The following is a 25789-nucleotide window of genomic DNA, read 5'->3' on the forward strand; positions in this document are numbered from 1 at the left end:
TCAAGCCTTTTAAGAAGTGCTTTTCCCAGCACAACTCATTCACTTATTATTATAGAGGCTCTAGAAAAATTATTCTCCAATTCGCTTTTTAAGTTTTTATATTCAGCAGTCTTTAACTCTTCATTGGTAATAAAACTTTTCTTTATGGTTATTAAATTGCTAAATTCGGTTCCATCATTTTGATATTTACACGACCTATTTACATATAACCAAGGAGAATTTATTTCAAAATTCAAATTTTCACAATTTTTAATTTTGATATCTTTTATTATCATATGGCTTTCCTTAGTTTTAGGAACACCAATAAAAAGATCTGACACTTGGTCAGAAGCTGTATTGACAACATCATTAAGCCAATTATCTCCTAAATTCAAAGCAGGTCCTAGATTTGTCTTGAAAATCTTATTTTTTTGCTGGAACTCATATTTAATTGTAAGATCCTCTACATTACGCAAGGTAAGGTCAGGCAATTCTAAGAACTTCTTTTCTTCTTCATCAAGATATACTCCACTAATCATACGAAAAACAGAATCTCTTAATTGCTCATCTGAATAATATAATCCAACACCTGTTAAGCCTAAGGCTGCTTCCCCTTGCACGGTAAGCTGGCCATATTCATTTACAACATTATCTTCTATAGTTAATTCACTATGGGATATCACTTTTGAATTTTCACCTTGTACAGCAGGAATTTTTATGTAACTAGCTTCCTCAGAATTGAGTACTAGAGCACTCCTATCAGCAATGTCTGGAAAAATACCCTGTGCCATACTGACGGTATTAGTTGGATCGATCCAATATATTTTCCCACCTCTATTTGTTACTTTGAGCATCACATGATTAAAATTACCCATATTAGGTAATGCTTCAGGATTAGAAGTGCTAGTAGTTCCTCTCATAACTAAAATAGGTTGAACTTTATAACCAAGTTTTTGCAGAATAGCAGCCGTGCTAGCAGAAAAGTCTTTGCAATCCCCGACTTGAGAATCAGCAATTTTCTCTAAATCTCGTGGAAAATATTTTCCTGAGACTGTGCGCCAATCTCCCATATATTGAACTTTTTCATTCAATAAAGAAGTGACTGCATTAATTTTCTCCTCATCAGTATTTTTATTGGCAGCAGATTCTGCTATAGTTATAAAAGTTGCAGGAAGTGGCTGATTAATGACGCTATGATATCCAGGAGCTAATTTTTTAGCTAAATCATCCCATTTAGATAGGCTCGACAATGATACCCAAGTGTTGTGTTTTGTATTCAATATTCCATTATGTGGTTCATTTATTGTGTTTTCATAAATTGCTTTCTTTAAGGTAATGTTTATATAATGTACACCATCCTTTTTTTCCTCAGCAATCTCTAATACTTTTCTTGGATCATTCACTTTAATCTCTAGAGGAAATTCAGAGTTGATTTTAGTATTTTCTGCTTGTAAATAATCTCCATAATAAGAGAAGCTCAAGCCATAAAAATTATCAACAGGAACCTTTTTGTTAACTTGCTTATATCTTAAATATACTTCTGTGCCAATTTCTATTTTGGGAAATGGTATGGTTACTTGCCTTAGCTGATCAAAGCCTTTGCTAGGGCTAGCCAGCGGTTTATCCTCCATCATGTCTTCAGTTACTATATATTCTTCTCCGTTGTAAGTTGTTTTAGCCTCTAAAACAGTAAAATCTGCACTATCATCATTGTAGATTAAACTATACAGAGAAAATCTATCACGCCCAGACTCCTTGAGTATTTTTGCTTGAAGCTCTACTTCCGTTTCGTAGGTACCATCTCTATTAACATTAATGTTAACATTAGAAAACTTAACCTCAACAGAAGCATCTTCGTACTTAGCCCACCTTGCTTCAACTGAAGGAGTTATAAAAAGCACTAACAACGTTAAGTTAAAAAGAGTTTTTAAAAATTTCATTATGTTCTCACATTTATTGAAAAGTCATTCTATTAGACCCGCACAATACTACCCACAGTGTATAAACTCAGCTATTGGTTCGTTGATATAATTTATGGCCGTGTTTGTCAGTATTATACGCAGCGGTTATAAAATAATCAACTTTTTACTGCGATGTTTATAATTGCTATACGTGTCGGTAAAGACTGTCTAAAGTTTTTCAAATGACCGATATCGCCAAAATTTCTGATATAATAATATACTAAATTTACATTTTTTGATGCAAATATTTTAACATTCAACATTTCTTTACTATAATGTGTCTTATTATTTCCTTTAAGTAAGTTCATGTCTAAGATACCATTTTTATTGATTTTTATACTTGCAGTAGCAAGTTTACCAGTAATAAACAATTGGCTTTCACACCGCAGTCAGAACTTAAATGATGATTATATAGGTGAGAGATTGGATAATTACATCAGTAAAAATTTTGATAAGATCATAAAAACTCTCCAGGAAGAGTCAGCTAAAAATAGTTATGCTAATGCAACCAAAAATAAAATTTCTCAGCATAAAAATGAAATATTCGACTCCACTTATCCTTACTCAGGGAATGAAAATAGCAATGTCATAGCTGTAGGTTTTTTTGACTATTCTTGTGGATATTGCAAGGCCATAAAGAACGATATAAAACAGTTGATCAATGATGGCAAAGTTAAGTATATCTTTAGAGATGCTCCAATACTTGGCAACAATTCTTTAAAGGCAGCAAAAGGTGCTCTAGCCACTTATTTTATCGATAAAGAAAAGTACTTAGATTTTCACTATGCTGCACTAGATCACAGAGGAGAATTTTCAGACAAAACTATATTAGATATAGTAAAAAATATAGGGATCAACGAGAACGATTTTAATAACTCTATGAAAAATAATGCAGACAAAATTGAGCAAATGATAAACAACAGTAAACTTTTAGTAAGGGATCTAGGAGTAGGCGGTACACCTTTTTTGATAATAGGAGATAGTCTTTTTGTAGGAAAAACTGATTTGAATATATTACGCAAAAAAGTGAATGAGTTAAAAGGTTAATAAATTTCTTACTTGACAGTACAAATGAACCTGAGTATACTAAGCTTATGAGTTTGATTAATAATAATACGTAGAAGTTACATATTAGTTCAAAAAGAATAGATGATACCTACAATCGAGTATGACCTTAAGTAATCAGTCTTCGTAGGCTGGTTAATCTATTGAAATATAATTATCATTTTGGAGTTATAACATGAAAAATTTCAACAGAAAACCAATTGCTCTTTTTCGGCAAGTCGAAAAAAGCACAAAATTAAGTCAATTTTTATTTAAGAATCTAGACTCTCTTAATTCTAAAAAGCTAGAAAAACTATTTGAGCGTTTTCGGGAAAAAGCAAAAAAAAGAAGTAATTTATTGAGTGAGCTAAAGAGAGCTTATCCTGAAAAGCCAAAAATAGGAGCTTCTATATCAGAGGGAGATTGCTTTTTTGACTCCTTGGCTCAAGGATTGAATGAGCTAAATATAAAACCTGGTCATCGTTTTACCGCAAAATCATTAAGAGAAGATTGTGAAAATTATGCTAGAGCAAATGCAAATTCAAATTCGTGGGTTTATAAAAAAATAACAGGAGATGCTGAAGAAGGAGGATATTTTGTAGGTGAAGGAAATTTGGATAGCAAAGTAATAGCGAAGGAAAGAAATAGCGAAGATGAAAAAGGCATATCTGCACAAACAGACTGGTGTAAAGATGAAGAAAGAATAACCAAATATACAGAAGATGAGTTTTTCAGCTGGTTACTAGAGGAATATCGTGAAGATAGAGAAGAGAAGATTTCAGAGATTTTGAAAAGTAGGTATGGCACAGATAATGATTGGTTACTAGACGACTATGACGAATATGAAACAAGTAAAGATAAAGAAGAAGAAATAAGCGAAGATGAAGAAGAAATAAGCGAAGATGGAAAAGAAAAAGGAGAAAAAGTTACTATTAAGCCAGATAATTCCAAGTCTTTTTCTAAATATCTAAACAACATTAAAAATATGTCTACAGAAACTAATTCTCTAGCTATATGGGGTCGTCCAGAGATTGAAGGGAGAATGATATGTGAAAAGTACAAAGTGAAAATTGAAGTGATAGCACTAGAAGAAGAACCTATAGGTGGTAAATATACTACTACAGGTGAAGAAGGTGAAGGCGATAAGGTTGTTCGTATAGTGAATTACATGAGGCATTTTGTGCCACTTCTTAGCAAAATCCCTTCTGATATAACAGAAAATCAATCAGTTTCTAATGAAGAAATCTTTGGTGAGGTTACAGAAGCTTCTGCTTCTGAGCAACCAGTACGACAAAAAAGCAGCACTAGTGAGCCGATTTTTTCGAATAAAAGCACTCCTATTTCTAATCAATCAGAGCAGAAACCACTAAAAGAAAGAGCTGCTGATAGAAGTATTGATGAAACAAATTCACAAAATCATGAAGCAATGTTAGAAAAAACACACAATAAAATTTGTGAAAATACAGCAAAGATCTTGAGTGAAACTTCTAAGGATATGAAAAAAAATTCCAGTGAAGAAATTCTTGAAATAGGTAAAAGAGTTCCTGCTTCTGATCAATCAGAGCAAGAAGAACAATATAATATCAGAACTAGCAAAGCAGCAATTGCGCAAGATCATAAAGAACAAAAAACACAAAAAGAGAGAATTGATACCAGCGCTAGTGAGCCAATTCATACGGATACAGTAATTACTATTTCTCATCCACACGAGCAAAAAACACAACAAGAGGCAATAGAAAAGAAATTAATCAATAGTTACAGAGGCGAAGCTATTTATAGCATAACTACTGTAATAACAGCTATAGCATTCACAGCATCTGCTATAGCTGCTGTTTTTACTCAACCAATTCCTTTAGCATGTCTTGCTGGAGTTGCTTTAGCCATTGCATGTGTTTGTGTATATCAGTTAACGCAGAGTCATCAAGACATTAACGAACTGAAAGGTAAGGTAGGAGAAAACAACACCTTTACTTTTCTAGAAGAAACGGGATTTAAAATTTATAGCCTGATTGATAAAGCAGCTTCAAAAATTTAAGATCTTTCCTACTTCATCTATATCAACTCAATTTTATTTTTACAGGAGGGCATATGTCATTTACAGAAATTAGATTTCCAGAAAATATATCTTATGGCTCTACTGGAGGACCGGAATTTTCGACTGACGTTGTAACAACTCATAATGGTTGTGAGCAGCGCAATATTAATTGGTCTCGTGCACGTGCCAGGTATAACATAGCTTATGGAGTTAGGTCAAACGAGCAGCTAACAGAACTCATAACATTTTTTCAGGCACGAAAAGGTAAAGCAATAGGGTTTCGTTTTAAGGATTGGTCAGACTTTACAGTTATCAATCAAGAAATTGGCATAGGAGACGATAAAAAAACGATCTTTCAACTGATGAAAACTTACATAAGTGGAAAAGACAAGCATACACGAACTATTAAAAAGCCAGTGCATGATACAATAAAAATTTACCTAGATGGTGAAAAGACAGAAAAATATTCAGTGAATTATTCAACTGGAGAAATAGCATTTATGAAACCACCAGCAAAAGGTACAATAATCACCGCAAGCTTCGAATTTGATGTACCAGTACGATTTGATACAGATTACCTAAACGCTTCTATTGATAACTATGGCAGCAATAGCTGGAACAATATTCCCTTGGTGGAAGTGAAATAAATTAAGTGGGCTACCATAAGCAATGCTAAGCCTCAGTAATCAACCATATATTTATCGAGGGTTGCTGTAAGTTATCTGGGTGTACATAGGCTCGTTGAGCCTATGTCTAAATTCTATTGAGCACTATTGATTTCAGATTAAGCACAATATTCAACGCTGATTTTTCTGACTCCATTTATTTGTGTCCGTTCAGCAGAGCGGCAAAATAAGGTAGACAAAGCAAGATAATAAAGATAATCATAGGGTAAATATGAGGTAATATGGTAAACCTTTTAGAACTCTGCAAAAATTTACAGCAAAAAATAGAAAAGTTAGAAGCAAAAATAGAAAGATTGGAAAGAGAGAATGAAAGTTTAAAAGCAGAGCATGAGGCTTTAAAGATAGAGAACGCTGAATTAAAGGAAAGGCTAGGTTTAAATTCAAAAAACTCATCAATTCCCAATTCAAAAGAATTATACAAAATGAAAAAGGAAAAGCCAAAAAGCGAAAGAAAGATTGGTGGTCAAGTTGGGCATAAGGGTAATTATCGTGCTAAAATGGAAGCAGATGAGGTGATAAAGATAGAGTTGTCACCTACTTGCGAATGCGGAGGGAAGATTGCAATATGCGAAAAACCTTATATTCATCAGAAAGTAGATCTTCCGGAGATTAAGGCTTATGTAATGGAATATCAGTTGGAACATGGCCGTTGTCAGAGATGCGGAAAAAGAAGAAGTAGCAAGTTACCAGAGGGTGTTACGCCAGATACATTTGGCCCAAGGGTTAAGTCAGTAGTTGCAGCACTCAGTGGGTTTTATAAAAATTCAAAGCGCGAAGTAGCTAGCATCATAAATGATATCTTCAATTTGAACATAAGCGTCGGTAGCATATCAAATAGTGAACATAGAGTTGCTTCAAAATGCAAAAAAATGTATGAGCAGATCGAACAAGAGATAAGTAGGAGTAAAGTTCTACATATTGATGAAACGAGCCATTATAACAAAGGTAAACTCGCTTGGTGTTGGATGTTTGCAAGCAATACGGCAAGTTTTGTGAAGTTGACAGAGTCAAGGGGAATGAAAGTTTTAAAAAATAGTGTATGCTGCAATCGTAATAGCTTGGTAGTAACCGACAGATATGCAGCATACAACTACTTTGCTGATGAAAGAAGGCAAATCTGTTGGGCACACTTAGCAAGGGATTTTGAAAGATTAGCGCATAGTTGGAAATTTGAAGTTAAAGTTCTGGGCTGTTACTTGAGAAATGTAGCCACTGAGTTATTTGCACTGAAAAAAGCTTTACTAAAAAATGAGATAGATGTTTCAAGATTTATTAGACGTGCCAAGAAATTGCGAAAACGTACAAGGTATTATTTGAAGGAAATATCTCGCTTACCTGAAGCAATTGGAGCGTCTCGAGTTGCAAAGAATATTTTGAAATCTGAAAGAATGATGTGGAAATTTTTAGATGACCCAGAAAATACTCCGCTGACAAATAATCACGCTGAACGGCAAATACGGCATTATGTCGTTTATCGCAAAAATTCATATTTTACACAATCAGAACGAGGAAACTCATTCCTTGAGCAAATAATTTCGTTATACTTAACATGGAAACAGAGGAGGCTAAACCCTTTTCACAATCTTCTATCTATCGTTTCTTAAACCACTCTGCTGAACGGATACATTTATTTTATTCTTAAAAGTGCCTCTCTACCTTTACGTCTTAAGATTCAAGCCAGATGACCCCTATTATAGCAGCATTCATTGCATCCATACAAGCTTGGCATTCACTATCATTACACTCTCCTTCAAGCCTCACTTTTACCCACAATTTTGAGAGGTCATGATGTGAAGCATAACTATGCTCTCCTTAAGATTTTCATAGCCCCGCCATAGAGTCATAGCCCCTGGTAAATTATCACTTTTTCTATTCATAAATCCACCTAATTTTCCTAACCAAATAATAGCTTGTTTTATGTTTGGAGGTTCTTCTGGCAATGTAGCTACTTTATGCTCACGTATGAAAAGGGCCTTCCACTCTTCGTTGCTTAAAATTTTAGTACAGGTTTCCATGGGATTTGATAAAGCGACTTTTGTTAAATATAAAATTTTAAATGCAATAATGCTCTTTATAGCAATTAATTTCTGTAGCCTTTCCTTTGTAGTTAAACGAGAGCTTTCTATTTTACATCCTGATTTTAAAACCCTGAAATACTCCTCAATTTTCCATCTTAGCTTATACCAATTTATCCTTTCTATAGCATCTAAAGTGCTATTAACTGGTACATTAGTCAGCAAAGTCCAATCAATAGCTTCCAATCCTTCAGGAGGATTTGTTTCTTTTGCACTTACCACATATACAGGGATTTTATCACTTATTTTATGCACTGTGTCTTTTGATCCATAAATTGAAGAAGATCTGATAGGTATATAGCCTTTCATATACTTAACTTCAATATTAGCTTTCCTTGATCTTTGGTTTCCACCTTTATTAACTTCTAGAGAAATTTTCTTCTTTACTGGCAGTTGAGTGATGCGTGTTTGCAAATCTGTTTTTCCAATTTCAGTACAGATAAATCTTCTATTAGTTCGATTACGGATTACATAAAAACTACCTAATGTCTCAGTGATCCATAAAAATTTGAAGATATCTGCCTCTCTATCACCAAGGGTAACAAGTTGTACATTTGCAGGAAGGTTGTTTATGCTTTCTTTGAGAGCTGTTATCCACTTATAACTTTCTTTTTCTTCTATGGAGGTACGGTATTTCCTGTTTGCTTTTTCTTGTGACGTTTCTTTTTCCCTAATAGAACGTGCCCAACATTGTTGAGAAGATAGACCTAAAGGCAATCCGTCTTTGCTGACTATTAAGGCACTGTGCAACAGTAAACCCATTTTATGCTTCGTATAAGCTTTAGAAATACTACCTAGCCTCTTAGTTTTTATATGAGAGTCAAAATCCAAATAACTTGTATCTTGAACTGAAAAAACAAACTGATTTCCTTTCATTCTCTCCATAGTTTCTTTGTAATGGGAAGAATAAATTTCCTTATCCTTAAGCTTTTCATTGCTAAATAATCTGTATGCACCCTTAGCTTCTTTCCATCCACTACAGCTTTGATTAATTGATCCAGACGCCTTACCCTCTATACAATAGCCTGTTTTAATAAGTCTCTTATTAAGTCTTGTATCTCCTAAATTAACGTGTTTTAACTCTCTTTCCAGCCATTTATCCCCTAAGCCATCAGTATATTGCACATTTGTACTTACTTCACTCATTTTAATCCCAAATTTATTTGGTATCCATTTTACTCACTTTTTTATTTGTGGGTAAAAGTGAGCCTTCAAGCCTATCGTATTGGTTAAGTGTAATATTATCTTTATTATTTAGCATAACTTTAAAGCATTCTTCATAGTTTTTGCCAGTAGATTCACCTGTTTTGACATCAATAAGTTCGTCATTTTCAACCTTAATATCTATTCGAGAATTTGGTCTCTCTTCTTTTTTTGTAATAGCATAAGATTGTAATTGGAAAGTGTTATTATTACTCATAAAATACTCCTTAAAATTTATTCTAGTTATAGAATATAAAATTTAAGAATCTGTAAACTAGTTTTGCTCGCCACAATCTTTTTTGTAATATGGGAAATTTTTTATTGCTATGAGTTATCTAGGTACAATTAATGAGCCTGACCTATTGCCATTTAGTGTTTGCACAATTGTACATGCGCAACTTGCTTCAAAATTTCTGCTTGTTGTTGAGCATGGACATTAGCATAACCACATGCAGGAGATGCAGCAGCAGGTCTTGCAATGCACTTAGGTCTTTTTGCTTGAGCATTGAGGTCAGACAATACCTCTTCTATCAATGGGTTGACAAAGAACCATCCTCCCATATTTTTTGGTTCCTCTTGACACCATGTAATTTCAGCGTTCTTATATTTTTCGAGTTCATTGTTTAGTTTATCGGCCGGGAATGGATAAAATTGTTCTAAACGCACTACTGCTATATCGTTTATTTTTTGTGCTTCAAGCATTTCAATTATGTCGTAATAAACTTTACCACTACATATTACAACTTTACGTATTTTATCACTTGCAACTAAACCTGTTCTACACTCTGGAATTACCGTAAGAAATTTTCCTTCAAAGTCAGAAAGGTTAGAAACTGCGCTTTTATGACGCAATAGTGATTTAGGTGTAAACACCACTAAAGGCTTACGAAAATCTCGATTAATTTGTCGGCGTAAAGCATGAAAATAATTCGCAGGAGTAGAGCAATTAACCACCTGCATATTATCCTCTGCACAGAGCTGCAAAAACCTCTCTATACGAGCAGAACTATGCTCAGGTCCCTGCCCTTCATAACCATGAGGCAAAAGTAGAACTAGACCACTTGACCGCAACCACTTTGTTTCTGCAGATGAGATAAATTGGTCGATCATAATTTGCGCGCCATTTGCAAAATCACCGAACTGCCCTTCCCAGAGCACAAGTGAATATGGAGAGTCAAGGCTATATCCATATTCAAAACCCATCACAGCATACTCAGATAGTGCGCTATCTATAACTTCAAAGCGAGCTTGCTCTTTACTTATATTGTTCAGTGGAATAAACGTTTCTTCTGTTACTTGATCAACAAGTCTTGAATGACGGTGCGAGAAGGTGCCGCGACCAGAATCTTGTCCTGACAAGCGCACTCCTATTCCTTCTCTAAGCAATGACGCGAATGCAAGACTTTCAGCAGTTGCCCAGTCTATGTTGCTACCGGAATTTATACTTTCTATTCTGCCATCAAGTATTTTTCTGACCTTATTATTGATATTAAAACTGCTTGGAATATTGCTATTTATGTGTACACCTAATTTTTTTAGCTCATCTGGCGAGACACCAGAGTCCGTATAATATTCACTCAAATCGTTCAACTTTGCTCTCCTGAGTTTTAACCACACTCCATCAAACCAGTCAGCTTTCTTCGGAGTATAAGTCGTTGACTCAGTAAGGCTTTTATCCAATCTTGTTCTAAATTCGCTGCGTAATTTACTTACTTCATCGCTACCTAGCACTTTCTCTGCAGTCAGCTTCTCTTCGTACAGCGTGCCTGGAGTTTTATGCTTTGATATTGCTTTATACATAAGTGGCTGAGTAAAATTTGGTTCATCGCCTTCATTATGGCCATATTTGCGGTAGCATATTATGTCAATCACCACATCCTTTTTAAATTTCTGCACATACTCCATTCCCAAATTCGCAGCAAAACTCACGGCTTCTGGATTATCTCCATTAACATGAAATATTGGAGCTTCTATTGATTTTGCTACATCAGTACAATAAAAAGAAGAGCGTGCACAACTAGGATTTGCAGTAAAACCAACTTGGTTATTAATGACAATATGGACGATACCACCTACTGTATAACCTTCAATGTTGCTCAAAGTCAGGGTTTCGGCAACCACTCCCTGCCCGATGAAAGCTGCATCACCATGAATTGACACTCCAAGCACAGATCTTATATTTTGCTTCGCTCTTACTCTTCCAGCTAGAACTGGATTTACCGCCTCAAGGTGAGATGGGTTAGGACATAAACTTAAGTGTATTTTTTTACCACCAGCAAGTGCTCGATCAGAAGAGTAACCAAGGTGATATTTGACATCACCAGATACCTCAAGACCACTTGGGTATGCAAGATTGCCTTGAAATTCAGACAGCATTGCCGCATATTCTTTCCCCATAACTTTGGTTAGAACATTAAGCCGTCCTCGGTGGGCCATACCAAGAACTATTTCTTCAATACCAAAAGCTGCAGAATCACTAATAACTCTTTCAATTGCAACAATGGCTGACTCCCCACCTTCGATAGAAAAACGCTTATATCCAGGAAATTTCATATGGAGAAATTGCTCGAACATCTCAGATTCAATCAAGTGCCTTAGTATTTCTTTTTTATCCTGAGGGCTTAGCGTATAGACCTGATTTTCAATTTTCTCCTGCAGCCACACTCTTTCCTCATAAGAGGAAATATGCATAAATTCAAACCCGATGTTCTTGCAGTAAATATCTCTATATATTTTAGCATCATGCGCTGGAGAGATATTCAAATATTTCTGATAATCTATTTCTTTATTTACATGCGGTGATAATGGATTTAAGTCCGCAAAAAAATGACCGTAAGATCTGAAGAAATTTGCTAAGCTAGAAATTGAATCATCCGACTTGACTGCGTGCTGTGCATTGCAGGGTTCCGTTTTATTCATTTCTAAATTGCTTGAAAAAATCCTATTCCAATCCTCCCCGATTGATTTATCGCCCTGCAGATAACGGCTATACATTTCTTCTACAAATTCTGCATTATCACCATAAAGGCAGCTTAGACTTAGCATAATCACTACAAAAGATATCAAATACTTATAAGTATAACTTAAGTTTTTTAAAAAAGAACTCCTTTAGTTTCTAATTATTAAGTTATACAAACACTGTAATCCGAGTTTTCCAGAAAGGGTGTCATTCTAGACTGACATCTAATCTTTCCATAAATGCTGTATTTCAACATAAAACAACTATACTCATCAACTTGTGCCCAATCATAATTCCTAGATTCCAGTGTTAGCTACTTGTTTTTTGGATTTCTATACTATTGCTGATTGAAGATTATTGAAATTTTTTGCACATTAAGGAACGCAAGCGTTTATGAGTCAGAGGATAAGTCATATAACATTTACTCGGTCTTAATACTTTGAATTTATATTTAAGTAAACGATAAACAGTAATTGGTATGAGTGATCTATTTAAAAGTGACAATTATGATAAAAATCTCAATTCTTTGATAAGAGTCATAAAGCTGAAGGATACAAAAAAAATTAATGAACAATATGATGAAACACTGAAAGATTTATCTCAAGCTCTGAAGAATTTTACAAACAACGCAAAAGATGTAGCCAAATTTGTTATATATAGCGACTTGAATAATTATGTAGAACCTTTGAGCACAAAGCCACTCGGTTTTATTGGAACATTAAAAGGGATATTAGATAGAGTCTTGGGAAAAGATATTCCAACTAATGATAATGACATAAAAAATTTTGTTGGTGATGAATTATCAGGTTTCACTATAGAAAAAGCAGCCGAATACACAAATATTTTAAGTACAATTAATCTATTCAAGAAAGGACTTAAAGAAATTTTAGATTCGAAACAGAGTGGAAAAGGCAATAAAGAACATAAATCATACGAAGTAAGCACGGAAAATAAAACGACATCAAAGCAGAAGGAAGATACTCCTAAGCTGCAAGAAGGAAAACAGCCGGTAGGAAAATTAGTTATGAAGAGAATAAAACGGCCAACAACAGCACCTCCGCCACCTCCTACTGCCTCAAAAAAGGTACACTTTAAACCAGAAATAGAGAATGTATCTCCTGAAGATTCAGGCTATGAAAGTTCATTAAGTGAAGAGTCTGGACATGAGGAAATATCAAATTATCAAGAGAAAAGTAGTAAATCTTCAACAAAAGATTCGGAAGACTCAAAGTTAGCTAAAAAGGAGCCAACTCACAAAACGAAACCTAAGAAAAATTCAGGAACAAGAAGAGGATATAAAAAGAGACAGGCTCCAGAGCCACCAGCGCTAAACGCTACCAATCAAGAAATTAGGCAAGAAACTAAAGAAGATAAATCTGAAATACTGTCAAATCCTAAAAGGCTAGATATTGTTGATCAACAAGTGAGCACGAAACCAATAATAGTAGAAGTGACTTCGCAAAAATCAGCTGAAAGTAAACCAATCCTGAAAAAATCTGCTGATAAAGCAGCATCAGAAGTAAAAGCGGTTATTATAAAAGAAAAAGTAAATAGCAAGAAGGACGGTAGAGTAAAGTCAATAGTAGGAAAATTTGAGCAAAATCAAGTTGCTAAGAGCAAAGCCACCCCTGCAACACAAGCAGATATCGGTATGAAGAAAGATCCTGCACCATCGCAAAAAACTGCCTCCCAATCTCACTCATTTCCGGTAGGAAATAAAAGATCTAAAATGAACCCCATAACAGCAAAGTCCGATTCTAAACTTCCGGTTAGTAAAAAACCTCTTCTCACTCATGTTAGTGTAAAGAAAATAGCTGCACGATTTGAAAGCCATGGGAAGAAATAGTTGTAACCTATTGAACAAACCCTATAATATCCTTGATCTTTTTTATATTGTTATTTGCAATCTCTGCTGCTTTTTCTGTACCTTCTTTTAATATTTTATGTAAATGGAGCTGATCCTTCAAAAGACCGTTCAACTTCTCACGTATGGGTGATATAACACTGATGATTAAGCCAGCTAACTCTTTTTTAAAGTGTTTCATATCATGTTTATTCACTTCTTCACACACTTTTTCCACATTTAAATCACTAAGCACTGAATAAATGTTTACCAAATTGTTTACTTCTGGACGGCACTTTAAAGTAGCAAAATCAAAGCCTAGAATTGAATCTGTTTTTGCTTTTTCTATTTTCTTGACAATCAAGTCATCTGTATCGTCAAGGTTAATGCATGAGTATTCTGAAGAATCAGATTTGCTCATCTTGCTTGCTCCATCTCTTAAGCTCATTATTCTTGATGTGCAATCCAAAGTTAAGATTTCAGGTATGATGAAATGACTACATTTATAATGATTGTTAAAAGCTGATGCAATATCACGTGCAAGTTCTAAATGCTGTTTTTGATCATCGCCAACAGGAACATATTTAGTTTGATACAGCAATATATCCGCAGCCATAAGTACTGGGTAGCTATATAACCCAAGAGAAGCTTTTTGTCTATCGCTTCCAGCCTTATCTTTAAATTGAGTCATACGATTAAGCCAACCAATTGGTGTATAGCACCCTAGCAGCCAGCCCAATTCTGCATGACCACTAACTGCGGATTGATTGAAAATAATCGACTTTTCCGGATCTATTCCACATGCAATATAAGTTGCTGCTGCTTTAAAAATATTATTTTTTAATTCATTTGCGGGAAGCTTATTTGCTGTGATTGCATGCAGATCAACAACACAAAAAAGAGATTTATATTTATCCTGCAAGCCTATCCACTGCTTAATTGCACCAAGATAATTGCCCAAGTGTAATACTCCACTTGGCTGAATACCTGAGAAGACAACTTCTTCCATACCTTGAGTGTGTTATTAGTTACTTTCGCAATCAGCAGATTTTTTAGAAAGAATAACCATTGCAGGACGAAGCAACCTATTTTTAATTGTATAACCAGTTTGTAGTACTTCTACAATAGTGCCAGGCTCTTTTTCATTATCTTCTCTTTCCACAACAGCTTGATGTAAATTGCTGTCAAAAGAGTTACCTATTGGATCTATTTCTTCTATTCCATGTTTTTTTAGATCACTCACAATCTTTTGGTGCGCCACTTTTATTCCTTCATGAATAGGATCATCATCTTTCAAGTTTTCCATTGCTTTTTTTAAATTGTCACAAGAGTCGATCATATCACGTGCAAATTTTGTGACTGCATAATCACTTGCATCGCTAATTTGCTTTTGCATTATACGTTTAACGTTTTCATTATCCGCAACAGCGCGACGTAAATGATCTTCAAGCTGAACTGCGCGTTCTTTTAATATATTAAGCTCTTCACTTAAATCACCTGTTTGCTGATCTTCTTGATCATCCCCTTTTCGTTTACTGACCATATCGGCAAATTTCTTTTTTTTCTCTTTATTACTATCTGACATATCATTCACCCTTACAAACTTAATAAATATATAACAATCAATCTAAAAATATCAAGCGTTAGCTATCCTTGTCTTTCTATGCTTGCATTTAAAAAGTCAATCAAAGCAGTTTTATAAAGAGAATCAGAAAAAGTATCAATATTACTTTGCGCCATATTAATATAGTGTTTAGCTTCTTCCATAGAAACATGAATGGCATTATGATGATTAATATATTGTAATGCTTGGTCAAAATTGTGTCTAGCTGAAGAAAAAGATTTCTCCCAGAATTTTTGTTCTGATGGGCTGCCTTTTTCATATGCTATAATAGAAGGTAAAGTAACTTTACCTTCAAAGAAATCTTTTCCAAGTTGCTTTCCTAAAGTGCCTTGATTAGCAGTATAATCTAGCACGTCATCAATTATTTGGAATGCCATACCAAAATTAAACCCGAAATTCCTTAGCCTCTCTGTTTCGTCACTTGTGGCTCCAGATACTACTGATGCAGCCTCGCAGCATGCAGAAAATAAAGATGCTGTTTTTTCTCCAATGATATTAAAATAATTTTTCCTAATTGTGTTAGGGTCAAAACGCGTTGTCATCTGCTTTATCTCACCCTTGACAAGCAAATTAGATGCCTTAGATAAAATAGAGAGAACACTTAAATTCCCACATTCTATAAGCCATCTAAATGCTAAGGTCAATAATAGATCACCAACTAAAATGCTTGATTTATTCCCCCAAATTTTATTTGCTGTTGCAACTCCATGGCGTGCCTTACTTTCATCAAGCACATCATCATGAAGTAAAGTAGCGTTGTGTATAAATTCTACCGATGCAGCAATGTTGACCCTACTCTCTCCAGAGTAATTCAGCATTTTACACATAATAAAAATGAGCTTAGGCCTTATCTTTTTTCCTCCTGAATTAATAAGATGAGATGTAATATCGGTAGCAAGCTTAGTACCTTCATCATTGACATTTTTGAAGATAAAGTCATTCATAGCCAATAAATCAGAAGATACAATATCATCTAATTTACTACTTTTTGTTAAATCAGTGTTTAGCATTTAATAGGACTTATGCTTCTTGCCCTTGTACTTTCTCAACTTTTTTCTTTTCTATTTTTTTCGATTCTGTTTCTAAATCTACTATGCCTTTTTTAATGAACCACATTACCCTTTCAGTTGCTTGCGCTCCTACACTTAGCCAATGTTTTAATCTATCAGCTTTTACCACAACACGATTTTTATTGTCTTTTGGCAACATTGGATCATATTGTCCTATTCTCTCAATAAAGCGCCCATCTCTTGGTGCTCGTGAGTCGGCTACAACTATCCTATAAAAAGGACGTTTCTTTGCCCCAAACCTTGCTAACCTTATTTTAACTGCCATGTCAACCTTTATTCATATATTAATTACAATTTAAATACAAGAAACAGCTCAAGTCAAACTAATTGTACCTCTTTTACCTAAAAATACAATATAGCCCCCTCCAATCACTCATAAAAGGAAGATAATAAACTTTTTTATATATCATCAATCATAGCATGATTAACTTCTACTCTATACTTTGATTTTAGATAGCTAATTAACTGTTCCTTTAGCGATATCATCACACGTTTTCCGGTGTCAAGCATGTTTAATTTACCATTTGATGAATGCATTTCTTTTAGAACTCCTATTATAATTTCATTATTGTATTGAATAGGATCTGTTACCGAATTAGTTGTTTTCATATTGAAAATCTCTTCTATGAAAGAAAAAGGGTAGTTTTGTTCATTGCGTTGTATTTGCTGGCCTTTAACCAATTTTATACCTTGCATTTCTTCCAAATCTGTCTTTTCTCTTAATTGAACTGCTACTTCTTGTCCCATTTTAAACATTCTTTCTTTTATAAATTCACTACGCCAAAGCTTTATGGCTGATTCCCTACTTTCTTCAAAATTTTGTAATTTAGGAGGAACGATATCACTGATTTTCACACCAACAACAGTATCTCCAACACCCTTAAAATAACTCTTCTGATCTTTCTCGCGTGAAAAAATGAAAGAAATGAAATCACTGGAATTTCCTACTTCATTACCACTTTGGTCTTTTCCACTAGCATCTACTGGACCAATGGTTTGTATAGGTAAATTGTAATTATTGGAGATTTCTTCAATCGTTGCACCATTGTATATCTTATAATTCACTTGATTTATGAAATCATTGACTTTTTCAAAAGACTTTTGATTGGTTAAAACTGACCTTATGTCTTTTTTTAAATCAACCAAGTCTTCATCAGAGATTTGATGTATGCTTTCTACCTTTATTACGTGCCATCCAAAATTGCTTGTTAAAACTTCACTTACTTCACCTGTTTTGAGAGCAAATACCTTTTCTCTCATATTTTCAGGTAAGAAATCCTTAGTTATATTATTTACTCTGGTTTCATCGAGTTTCACTTTATTAAACTCTTCTATTATTTGTTCAAAGCTTGCTTTACTTTCTTCAAGTGCTCTTCTTGCTATTTCAGCTTTTTCTTTGGTAGGAAATATCACATTGAATATGTCTCTTTGATTTTTAAGTTCCTGATGTTCTATTATACTATCAACCTCTTCATCTGAAATTCTGATTTGATCTTCAAAATATTTTTGATCCAGAGAAATGTATTGCGCAGTTCGATACTCAGGGTAATAAAAATTGGACTTATTTCTTTCATACAAATCAAGTAAGGCTTGATCATCTGGTTCAGGAACGTCTGTAATTGCATCCTCAGTTATTTTAACAATATCAACTACTCTAGTTTGGTAGCGATTTTTGTATATCTGCTCATCAACACCCTCACCAAAAGTTACCGGATAATTATCTTTAAATAACGAAGTCATGAACATCATTGCAGGCAGGATTTTCTCTAGTTTTTCTATATATTCCTTTTCTGTTATATGCAGGCTATTTAGAGTTTGATGGAATTTATTATGGTCAAATTCTCCTTTATCGTCCTGAAAGTACTTGGTATTTTTTATATGGCTTTTGATAGATTCTTCTCCAACTTTTAATCCAAGTTCGCTAATTAGGTTAAACAATAGTTTTTGCTCTATAAGTGCGTTAAGTAAATCATATTTCAGCTTTTTTACTTGTTCTTTACTTACATCAGATCCAGAAATTTGCTTTTCATAATTTTGATATAGTAATTTATATTCATCTGATGTTATAACTTCCTTTCCTACTTTAGCTAATTCTTTCCTTTCATCATCATTTGATAAAAGATTGCCAATCCCCATAAAGATTAATAAGCAAACTAAAAGGAGAACGATTGCCTTGGTAAAAAAATTTCTAATACTCATTGTAAACTCAGTTAACTAACACTTAAATTTAGAATAGCAATAATTTAATATTTGTAAATCTATTAACAAATTAGCTAATATATGTAATATTGTAGTGTATTAAATTGAGTGGAAGCTTATATTAACCTAAGAGCCTGTAAGTGATCTCTGAATATGGTAAGATGAGGTATAGTTGACATGAGGCAAAGTATGAGGAATACATATCCAAGTGACATAAGTTGTGAAAAATTCGAAAAGATTAGACTAATTTTAGAAAGCGTGCGAAAGAAAACAAAGCCAAGAAGATTAGGTTTATATGAGTTATTTTGTGGTGTGCTTTATGTACTAAAAAGTGGCTGTCAATGGCGAATGCTTCCAAAAGAGTTTCCAAGATGGCGAAATTTTTACGATTACTTCAAGAAATGGAGTAAAAAAACGAATGAAGATAGAGAAAATGTTCTAGAAATTGTCTTAAAAAAAATTGGTTGGAGAGAACAGTGGTCGGAATACCAAAACAAGCTTCTGCATCATTGATGCCCAAAGTGTAAAAAATACCGATACTGCTGAAGAAAAAGGTTATGATGCTGGCAAGAAAATTTCAGTAATAAAGCGTCATATCGCAGTTGATACACAAGGTTTGACACACGCAATTCATATAACAACGGCAGAAATAACTGATCGTAGCAGTGCTTTGACAATGGTTAAAAATGCTAAAGAAAGTCTCTCTGAAGTTAAAAACATACTGGTTGATGCAGGCTACACTGGAGAAAATTTTGCAACACAGATGAAAGTAACTATTGGTGCAACTGTTGAGGTGAAGCACCTTTGCTGTATTGCCAAAAAGATGGGTTGTTGAGAGATCTTCTTTTGCCTGGTTGGAAAAATGTAGGCGACTTTGGAAAAATTGCGAGCGTAAACTTAATACTAGCCTACAAATTTGCTTTTACTTCTTTCCTCCTCAAAAGATTATGAACAGGTTCTTTGATGATAGAGGGTTTATTTCTAATAGTCTTTATGTTGATGTGACAATATTTGGTACTTTGTCATTGTTAGCACTGCTAGCTACTGAGATATTTAGTCCTACATTTTCAAAAGGTTGTGAAATATACACTGAAAAACACATGAAAGATTTACTTGAGGAAGATCCAAGAGATAGAGTGCAAAAGGAGACTGATCTGTTAGGACGGTATGATCCACGAAGGCTATTAATGCCGATAATTATGCCTCTTGTTAGAAAGTATTTTGAAAAAGTGGCAAGCGAATTTGCTGAGAGGAATTTTGATGAGGTAAAAACTGATATGTCTGATGTTAATATTGAAGGACTATCTAATCCTCAAGCAATTGAATTTGCACAGCAAACAGTATAGTATAAGCTTTTAGCTCTATGCATGGACTCAAAAAAAGTAGAATTAATATTTGAAAAATTTCAACAGTCAAATCCTGCGCCAAAAATAGAGCTAAATTATACCAATCATTTTACGTTATTAGTTGCAATAGTTCTGTCAGCGCGGACGACCGATATAAGTGTTAATAAAATTACAAAGGAGCTATTTAGTATCGCTGATACGCCAGAAAAAATGTTGAATCTTGGGCAAAGTGAGCTGAGAAAATGCATAAGCAGTATTGGTTTATATAATTCTAAAGCAAAAAATATAATCGGGCTCAGTAAAATATTGATTGAGCGGTACAATAGCAAAGTGCCTACTAATTTCGATGATTTGGTATCTTTACCAGGGGTTGGGAGAAAGAGCGCTAATGTATTCTTAAATTCAGGGCTTGGTATTCCAACATTGGCAGTTGATACTCACGTTTTTAGAGTGAGCAATAGAGTTGGACTTGTGAAAGAAAAAGATGTACTTAAAACAGAGCAGTCTCTTTTGAATGTAGTGCCAAAAAAATACCTACTTTATGCTCATCATTGGCTAGTTTTGCATGGTAGATATGTTTGCAAAGCGCAAAAACCTTCGTGTGAAACATGCATAATTCATGATTTATGTGAGTTTGAATGTAAGAGGTATAAAGTCTAGCACAACACTTCGATATTTCTTACTTTTATCATCCAAGTAGCTGATCTCTATGATGGTGTCATCCGAGTAGCTGACACTGGGATGACAATGAAGGGCTACTTGATGACGCCTCTGTGCACTGCCGTTATAAAGCTGCTACTTTGATGAATAAAATGATGTCATTCCAGAGCATGGAGCTGTAATCCAGTTCTTATTACCTGATATGCTCATTTGACAGTTAAGTCTTCTCTACCCCTATTTGCATAATACCTTGACGATTCCGTTCACGGTTAAAAGATACCGAGGTAGTAGGGTGTATTAGTTTTTGCAAGCTGTTATTTTGCTATGGATTGCTGTAATGGCATCATCTATTTTATTGTTATCACAGCCTGTTTGGGCAAGTTCGGCATTTCCACCGCAATCCCTTCTGGTTACAGTAGATACTAGCTCTTTTGCATTGATCTTATTAGTTAAATCTTTACTTACTTTGACAATCAAAACTGTTTTATCCTTTTCTGTTACCATGAAGGCTATTACAGTTTTCGGTTTTTGTTGCTGTAGAGCAAATTCCCTTATTATACTTCCTGGAACGTTATTGAAAGTGTGGCTTACGAAATTTATTCCATTTATTTCGGTACTTTTTACAGTTTCTACACTGATAAGCTTTTTATAAAGATTTTTTATTTTGACTTCAAATTCTTTGCGCTCCTGGCTTAAAATACTGAGTCGATTTATTATTTCATTTACTGGTGCTTTTACGCATTCTGCAACTTTTTTTAAGCTAATTTCGTTATTGCGTACATAATTAATTGCTTCTTGACCGGTTAAAGCTTCAATTCTTCTTACTCGAGATGCAACGGAACATTCTGCTGCTATCTTAAACAAACCAATTTCTCCGGTACGCTCCACGTGTGTACCACCACATAATTCTTTTGAATCTCCAATTTTTACAACCCTAACATTATCACCATATTTTTCACCAAATAAGGCCATCGCTCCTTCGTCTATTGCCTCATCCATACCTTGAACTTTTGTGGACGTAGAAAGATTTTCTCTGATTAGAGAGTTTACTATATCTTCTACTGAAGACAGCTGATCCTGAGTGACTGGCTTATTGTGACTAAAGTCAAATCTTAGTCTATTTGGTGCGACTAGAGAACCTTTTTGAGTAACGTGATCACCTAAGATTTTTCTGAGTGCAAAGTGTAGAAGATGTGTAGCTGAATGATTTCTTCTTAAGTCTTGTCTTCTTTTTTTATTAATACTAGCTGTAACTGTGTTACCTTTACAAATTGAGCCGACGCACCTGTGCAAATACAAGTCATTAATCTTGTTGGTATTTTCGACTGTTACCATACTTCCATCAGACTGTATAAGATTTCCAATATCTCCCACTTGTCCACCTGACTCTCCATAAAAAGGTGTTTTATCAAGTATAATAGTTATCTTTTCTCCTTCTTTTGCAGAATCAATTACTTCATTTTTAGAGGAAATTATTGCGAGTACTGTTGCATCCTTTACTTCATCACGTTCATAACCAACAAATTCCGTTTTGCCAAACTGATCGATTAAATTAAACCATACTTGTTCAACAGATTTTTCACCAGATCCAGTCCAATTAGCACGTGCTCTTTCTTTTTGCTCTTTCATTGCATTATCAAAACCTTTTTGGTCAAAATTTATTTTCCTTTCTTTCAAAATATCAAGTGTGATATCCAAAGGAAATCCATAAGTGTCATATAGTTTGAATGCTGATTCTCCAGATAGAGTGTCACCTGATTTTAAATCTGCAGTGAATTTGTCCAAGAGATTAATGCCTTTCATTAAAGTGTCTTTAAAGTTTTCTTCCTCTGATTTTAACGTTGTTTCTATTAAGCTTTTAGCTCTGATTAGCTCTGGATAAGCATCTCCCATATAAGCCAAACTTGTGCCATCTATGAGTGCAGGAAAAACAAGGTTCAATAGAGAATCATTATATCCAAGTAGGTGGATATAACGTACTGCTCTCCTGATCAATCTGCGTAGTACATAATTTCTTCCTTCATTTCCAGGAAGCACTCCTTCTGCGATGAGAAATGCAGCTGCACGAAGGTGATCTGCGATAATCTTATGAGCTACTTTATTTTCCGTATTTCCACAGTACTCTTGCGATTTACTTACCAGAGCAGAAAATAGGTCAATATCATAGTTATCATGAACGTTCTGCATAACAGCTGCTATTCTTTCAAGGCCCATTCCGGTATCGATGCATTTTTTTGGTAATTTTTGTAAATTACCTTCTTCATCTTTATTAAATTCCATGAACACCAGGTTCCAAATTTCAACAATTCTGTCGTCTTCATGTAAAGCGGAATTTCCATGATCGTAAAAGATTTCAGAACATGGGCCACATGGACCAGTATTGCCCATGCTCCAAAAGTTATCATCTGTTGTAATTCTTATGATTTTATCATCTGAAAAGCCACTTATCTTACGCCAAATTTCATATGCTTCATCATCAGTGTGGTAAACAGTTATGGATAGTCTGTTTTTATCAAGAGACAATTCTTCAGTAATAAATTTCCACGCAAATTCTATCGCAGTTTCTTTCAAGTAATCACCAAAGCTAAAATTTCCGAGCATTTCAAAAAATGTGTGATGCCGAGATGTATAGCCAACATTTTCAAGATCATTGTGTTTACCACCTGCTCTGAGACACTTTTGACTTGAGACGGCACGTTTCATTTCAGTTTTTTGCGTGCCGGTAAAGATGTTTTTGAACTGTACCATACCAGCATTTGTAAACATGAGTGTTGGATCATGCTCTGGAATCAAAGGAGAAGAAGGAACTTGCTCATGATTATTATTTACAAAAAATTTTATAAATCTTTCTCTAATTTCGTTTAGCTTCATCGTTTTTACTGAGGTTATCTATGCATAATAAGTTGTAACAGAAGTAAAATCAATTTATCAATCTAAATATTAATATATACATTACTTGGTATAATAAAGGTAACTTTTACATAAAAATTTTAATAAAAAGATATAGGTTTAAATATTTTATCCACTAACATAGAGAAGTATTTGTTAATTCAAATAATACTTTTATTAATTCATTTAAGGAGTGTGAAATGCCAAAAAAATTCCAAAACACTAAGAATAGCATGCGAAAGAGAGAAACAACAAATAAGCAGGAGATGGATGGTCCAACAATTAGAATTGTATCTGACTTGGAAAGTATAAAACAAAACAGAAGAGTAGAATTTTTAATTAAAGGAGAGAATTTAACAGTAAAAGACCTCTCTATATCTTCTAGAGCAGCTGAGATAGGCTTGGTTACAGGAATAGTAAATTCAATAGACATTCCTCAAGCAATTCGTGAATCGACAATAGATGGAATTATTTTAGGTCTTAAGAGTGGAGAAATAGAAAAAGGTAAAGAATATAATTATAGAGAATTTAAGAAAATATATCTAAAAAACCTTGTAGATGAATTGGGTAAGGATAGTTCAAAAAAGCTAAAAGAAAGAACTGATGAAAATAGCCAATTGAGAGAATCTACTACTGAAGAAATTGATTATCAGATGCAGGAAGATGTAACTATCGAATCAGCTTCTTTAACAAAACAAGAATTCGATTTTGCATCAAGCAAAGTAACTACTAAAGAGATTAATGACGTAATAAATGAAATAGAAGAATCAAATGCTAGTTATGGAATTACTCCTGAAGATATAAGTAGTGTTTCCCGTTTTGATAGTAATTCACAAGAAGTGTTAGATCATTCTATATTTAATAGCACAGATGTGGAAGGGCCTAAATTACCCGAAATAAATGGAGGACAGTATATAGGAATAGCAGGGATTGCTGGTGGTATATTGGGTGGAGTGCTAGCAGTAGCTTTTGCAGGATTAGGATACTTTGTATGGCATAGAAAAAATAGGGAAGGTAGCTACGATGTTGAAAAAGCGATGAAAAACCTTCCTGAACAAGCTCAACTTGAGCATTCCGGATCTACATCAGAAATAGAATCTTTGCTCAGCAATGCTACATCGGTAGCACATCTATCTTCTCAGATTAGTGTCGAGTAAGATTCCAGAGTTTGATGGCACAACAGTGCCATCAACTTAGCTCTTACAGCACTTATATGCTCTGGAACCAAAGGAGAAGAAATTTTCCTGTCTTACAAAAAATTTTATAACTCTTTCTCTAATTTTATATCGTTTTTACTAAGGTATAGTAAATTGCAATGAGAAATTCAGATATTAATATATGTATTATTTAGTATAATAAAAATATAAAAATCTTAGTGAAAAGATGTGGACTTAAATAATTTATCTTTTATACATAAGGAAATATTGGTCAGCTTGGGGGTCATATATGTCAAGAAGATTTAAAAATACTGTAGGAAAAAAAAGATCAATCAATAAGGAAAAAAGGAATAGATGGATTAGTATTGAATCAGAATTGCGAGATGTAGAACAAAACAGAACAATATATTTTTTATTGGGAGGAGGTGATTTAAAACTTAAGTATGTATGTATGCTTGACGATACATCTTATCGTATTCTTGTTGCTGAAGGAGAAATAGTGCATGCAGAAAATCCAAAAGTGATGATTGATGATATTGTTTCTGATCTCAAGAGTGGAAAAATACGAAGTTATAAAAGATATAATGCCAAAGAGTTTTATGAAAAGTATCTCAAAGAGTTTTTGAGTAATGAGAATTTGCAAAAGCTGGAAGCTGGTGATATTGAAAGTACAACAACAGAACTACCAAACTTAAAACAAGTAATGGAAGAAATGAAAAAATCAAACGCTAGTAATGGAATTACAATTCAAAATATAGGAAATGTTCAAAATACGACGAATATTTTGGGTAATCCTATGATTCATGATACAAACTTGAGAGAGTTTAAATTATTGGAAACACCTTCAAACGAGAAAAATAATATAGTGTTCACAGTAGGTATGTTAGCAGTAACAGTAGCTTTGGTAGCAGCTATCGCAGCAGCTGTACCATTTAAATGTTGGTTTTATAATAGAAAAAATAAAAGCCATAGTAGTGCTAAGGAAGAAACTCCATCTAGTTATTTATTAAGTGCAATAACTTTAGAAAGTGGAACTAATTCTATTCGTTAGCCAAAATA

19 protein-coding genes and 1 pseudogene are annotated in these 25789 nt (G+C 34.1%); 10 read left to right on the forward strand and 10 right to left on the reverse strand.

The features are described from left to right. Positions 1 to 35 precede the first annotated feature (35 nt). Entirely contained in the window at positions 36 to 1919 is a 1884-nt protein-coding gene (locus tag ACE38P_RS02805; protein WP_374699456.1) for a DUF3857 domain-containing protein, read from the reverse strand. Positions 1920 to 2246: 327 nt separating this feature from the next. Between ACE38P_RS02805 and ACE38P_RS02810 the strand changes: the two genes are divergently transcribed. From ACE38P_RS02810 to tnpC, 4 genes are all read left to right on the forward strand, one after another. Then, positions 2247 to 2987, forward strand: coding sequence for a DsbA family protein (locus tag ACE38P_RS02810; protein ID WP_374699457.1), 741 nt, complete (start codon positions 2247 to 2249; stop codon positions 2985 to 2987). A 355-nt stretch (positions 2988 to 3342) separates the two neighbouring features. Then, the gene (locus ACE38P_RS02815; RefSeq protein WP_374699824.1) at positions 3343 to 5019 is read left to right on the forward strand and encodes a hypothetical protein; all 1677 of its coding nucleotides are present in this window, start codon (positions 3343 to 3345) and stop codon (positions 5017 to 5019) included. A 53-nt stretch (positions 5020 to 5072) separates the two neighbouring features. After that, a complete protein-coding gene (locus ACE38P_RS02820; protein WP_010405410.1) occupies positions 5073 to 5666 on the forward strand; it encodes a TIGR02217 family protein in 594 nt (197 codons plus the stop codon). A gap of 260 nt (positions 5667 to 5926) precedes the next feature. Further along, the gene (gene tnpC, locus ACE38P_RS02825) at positions 5927 to 7309 is read left to right on the forward strand and encodes an IS66 family transposase (protein WP_374699286.1); all 1383 of its coding nucleotides are present in this window, start codon (positions 5927 to 5929) and stop codon (positions 7307 to 7309) included. Between the two features lie 159 nt (positions 7310 to 7468). Here tnpC and ACE38P_RS02830 read toward each other — a convergent pair whose 3' ends face one another. From ACE38P_RS02830 to ACE38P_RS02840, 3 genes are all read right to left on the reverse strand, one after another. Continuing rightward, positions 7469 to 8926: an IS4 family transposase gene (locus ACE38P_RS02830; RefSeq protein ID WP_374699293.1), complete on the reverse strand. Its 1458-nt coding sequence runs from the start codon at positions 8924 to 8926 to the stop codon at positions 7469 to 7471. Between the two features lie 13 nt (positions 8927 to 8939). Continuing rightward, positions 8940 to 9200: a hypothetical protein gene (locus ACE38P_RS02835; protein ID WP_374699458.1), complete on the reverse strand. Its 261-nt coding sequence runs from the start codon at positions 9198 to 9200 to the stop codon at positions 8940 to 8942. Between the two features lie 152 nt (positions 9201 to 9352). Beyond that, positions 9353 to 12028 carry a 2-oxoglutarate dehydrogenase E1 component gene (locus ACE38P_RS02840; RefSeq protein WP_374699459.1) on the reverse strand — a complete coding sequence of 892 codons (2676 nt, stop codon included), beginning with the start codon at positions 12026 to 12028 and terminating at the stop codon, positions 9353 to 9355. Positions 12029 to 12420: 392 nt separating this feature from the next. On the opposite strand from ACE38P_RS02840, the gene ACE38P_RS02845 reads away from it, so the two are divergent. Further along, complete coding sequence (locus ACE38P_RS02845) at positions 12421 to 13788, forward strand: hypothetical protein (RefSeq protein WP_374699460.1); 1368 nt, start codon at positions 12421 to 12423, stop codon at positions 13786 to 13788. Between the two features lie 7 nt (positions 13789 to 13795). Here ACE38P_RS02845 and trpS read toward each other — a convergent pair whose 3' ends face one another. The 5 genes from trpS to ACE38P_RS02870 form a co-directional block, all read right to left on the reverse strand. Continuing rightward, positions 13796 to 14794 (reverse strand): tryptophan--tRNA ligase, encoded by a 999-nt coding sequence (gene trpS, locus ACE38P_RS02850; RefSeq protein WP_264686565.1) that lies wholly within the window; start codon positions 14792 to 14794, stop codon positions 13796 to 13798. Positions 14795 to 14809: 15 nt separating this feature from the next. Next, positions 14810 to 15370 (reverse strand): nucleotide exchange factor GrpE, encoded by a 561-nt coding sequence (locus tag ACE38P_RS02855; protein WP_010402249.1) that lies wholly within the window; start codon positions 15368 to 15370, stop codon positions 14810 to 14812. 62 nt (positions 15371 to 15432) lie between these two features. Next, on the reverse strand, positions 15433 to 16419 hold the full coding sequence (locus tag ACE38P_RS02860; protein ID WP_264375699.1) for a polyprenyl synthetase family protein: 987 nt from the start codon (positions 16417 to 16419) through the stop codon (positions 15433 to 15435). Positions 16420 to 16429: 10 nt separating this feature from the next. After that, on the reverse strand, positions 16430 to 16744 hold the full coding sequence (rpsP, locus tag ACE38P_RS02865) for a 30S ribosomal protein S16 (RefSeq protein ID WP_006015540.1): 315 nt from the start codon (positions 16742 to 16744) through the stop codon (positions 16430 to 16432). Positions 16745 to 16878: 134 nt separating this feature from the next. After that, positions 16879 to 18678 carry a peptidylprolyl isomerase gene (locus tag ACE38P_RS02870; protein ID WP_264686566.1) on the reverse strand — a complete coding sequence of 600 codons (1800 nt, stop codon included), beginning with the start codon at positions 18676 to 18678 and terminating at the stop codon, positions 16879 to 16881. Between the two features lie 189 nt (positions 18679 to 18867). Between ACE38P_RS02870 and ACE38P_RS02875 the strand changes: the two are divergent. The 3 genes and pseudogenes from ACE38P_RS02875 to nth form a co-directional block, all read left to right on the forward strand. Next, a pseudogene (locus tag ACE38P_RS02875) lies at positions 18868 to 19610 on the forward strand (IS5 family transposase); the annotation flags it as partial. A 15-nt stretch (positions 19611 to 19625) separates the two neighbouring features. Further along, positions 19626 to 20024: a hypothetical protein gene (locus ACE38P_RS02880; protein ID WP_264686567.1), complete on the forward strand. Its 399-nt coding sequence runs from the start codon at positions 19626 to 19628 to the stop codon at positions 20022 to 20024. 21 nt (positions 20025 to 20045) lie between these two features. Next, positions 20046 to 20684 (forward strand): endonuclease III, encoded by a 639-nt coding sequence (gene nth, locus ACE38P_RS02885; protein WP_108784611.1) that lies wholly within the window; start codon positions 20046 to 20048, stop codon positions 20682 to 20684. Positions 20685 to 20981: 297 nt separating this feature from the next. Here nth and alaS read toward each other — a convergent pair whose 3' ends face one another. Next, positions 20982 to 23555: an alanine--tRNA ligase gene (gene alaS, locus ACE38P_RS02890; RefSeq protein ID WP_374699461.1), complete on the reverse strand. Its 2574-nt coding sequence runs from the start codon at positions 23553 to 23555 to the stop codon at positions 20982 to 20984. A gap of 218 nt (positions 23556 to 23773) precedes the next feature. Between alaS and ACE38P_RS02895 the strand changes: the two genes are divergently transcribed. Together ACE38P_RS02895 and ACE38P_RS02900 are read left to right on the forward strand one after the other, a co-directional pair. Next, positions 23774 to 24730: a hypothetical protein gene (locus tag ACE38P_RS02895; RefSeq protein ID WP_064085574.1), complete on the forward strand. Its 957-nt coding sequence runs from the start codon at positions 23774 to 23776 to the stop codon at positions 24728 to 24730. Positions 24731 to 25019: 289 nt separating this feature from the next. Next, positions 25020 to 25781 (forward strand): hypothetical protein, encoded by a 762-nt coding sequence (locus ACE38P_RS02900; RefSeq protein WP_374699462.1) that lies wholly within the window; start codon positions 25020 to 25022, stop codon positions 25779 to 25781. Positions 25782 to 25789 lie beyond the last annotated feature (8 nt).

Origin of the sequence: Wolbachia endosymbiont (group A) of Limnophora tigrina (genome assembly GCF_964263225.1) — a bacterium.
In the GTDB taxonomy this organism is placed as follows: domain Bacteria; phylum Pseudomonadota; class Alphaproteobacteria; order Rickettsiales; family Anaplasmataceae; genus Wolbachia.

Bases quoted from the DNA above. Each gene is read 5' to 3' on its own strand.
- rpsP (WP_006015540.1), bottom strand. From the start codon at position 16,744: ATGGCAGTTAAAATAAGGTTAGCAAGGTTTGGGGCAAAGAAACGTCCT.
- ACE38P_RS02840 (WP_374699459.1), bottom strand. From the start codon at position 12,028: ATGCTAAGTCTAAGCTGCCTTTATGGTGATAATGCAGAATTTGTAGAA.
- ACE38P_RS02870 (WP_264686566.1), bottom strand. From the start codon at position 18,678: ATGAGTATTAGAAATTTTTTTACCAAGGCAATCGTTCTCCTTTTAGTT.
- ACE38P_RS02880 (WP_264686567.1), top strand. From the start codon at position 19,626: ATGAACAGGTTCTTTGATGATAGAGGGTTTATTTCTAATAGTCTTTAT.
- ACE38P_RS02830 (WP_374699293.1), bottom strand. From the start codon at position 8,926: ATGAGTGAAGTAAGTACAAATGTGCAATATACTGATGGCTTAGGGGAT.
- ACE38P_RS02805 (WP_374699456.1), bottom strand. From the start codon at position 1,919: ATGAAATTTTTAAAAACTCTTTTTAACTTAACGTTGTTAGTGCTTTTT.
- ACE38P_RS02810 (WP_374699457.1), top strand. From the start codon at position 2,247: ATGTCTAAGATACCATTTTTATTGATTTTTATACTTGCAGTAGCAAGT.
- trpS (WP_264686565.1), bottom strand. From the start codon at position 14,794: ATGGAAGAAGTTGTCTTCTCAGGTATTCAGCCAAGTGGAGTATTACAC.
- ACE38P_RS02855 (WP_010402249.1), bottom strand. From the start codon at position 15,370: ATGTCAGATAGTAATAAAGAGAAAAAAAAGAAATTTGCCGATATGGTC.
- nth (WP_108784611.1), top strand. From the start codon at position 20,046: ATGGACTCAAAAAAAGTAGAATTAATATTTGAAAAATTTCAACAGTCA.
- alaS (WP_374699461.1), bottom strand. From the start codon at position 23,555: ATGAAGCTAAACGAAATTAGAGAAAGATTTATAAAATTTTTTGTAAAT.
- ACE38P_RS02845 (WP_374699460.1), top strand. From the start codon at position 12,421: ATGAGTGATCTATTTAAAAGTGACAATTATGATAAAAATCTCAATTCT.
- ACE38P_RS02895 (WP_064085574.1), top strand. From the start codon at position 23,774: ATGCCAAAAAAATTCCAAAACACTAAGAATAGCATGCGAAAGAGAGAA.
- tnpC (WP_374699286.1), top strand. From the start codon at position 5,927: ATGGTAAACCTTTTAGAACTCTGCAAAAATTTACAGCAAAAAATAGAA.
- ACE38P_RS02860 (WP_264375699.1), bottom strand. From the start codon at position 16,419: ATGCTAAACACTGATTTAACAAAAAGTAGTAAATTAGATGATATTGTA.
- ACE38P_RS02835 (WP_374699458.1), bottom strand. From the start codon at position 9,200: ATGAGTAATAATAACACTTTCCAATTACAATCTTATGCTATTACAAAA.
- ACE38P_RS02820 (WP_010405410.1), top strand. From the start codon at position 5,073: ATGTCATTTACAGAAATTAGATTTCCAGAAAATATATCTTATGGCTCT.
- ACE38P_RS02900 (WP_374699462.1), top strand. From the start codon at position 25,020: ATGTCAAGAAGATTTAAAAATACTGTAGGAAAAAAAAGATCAATCAAT.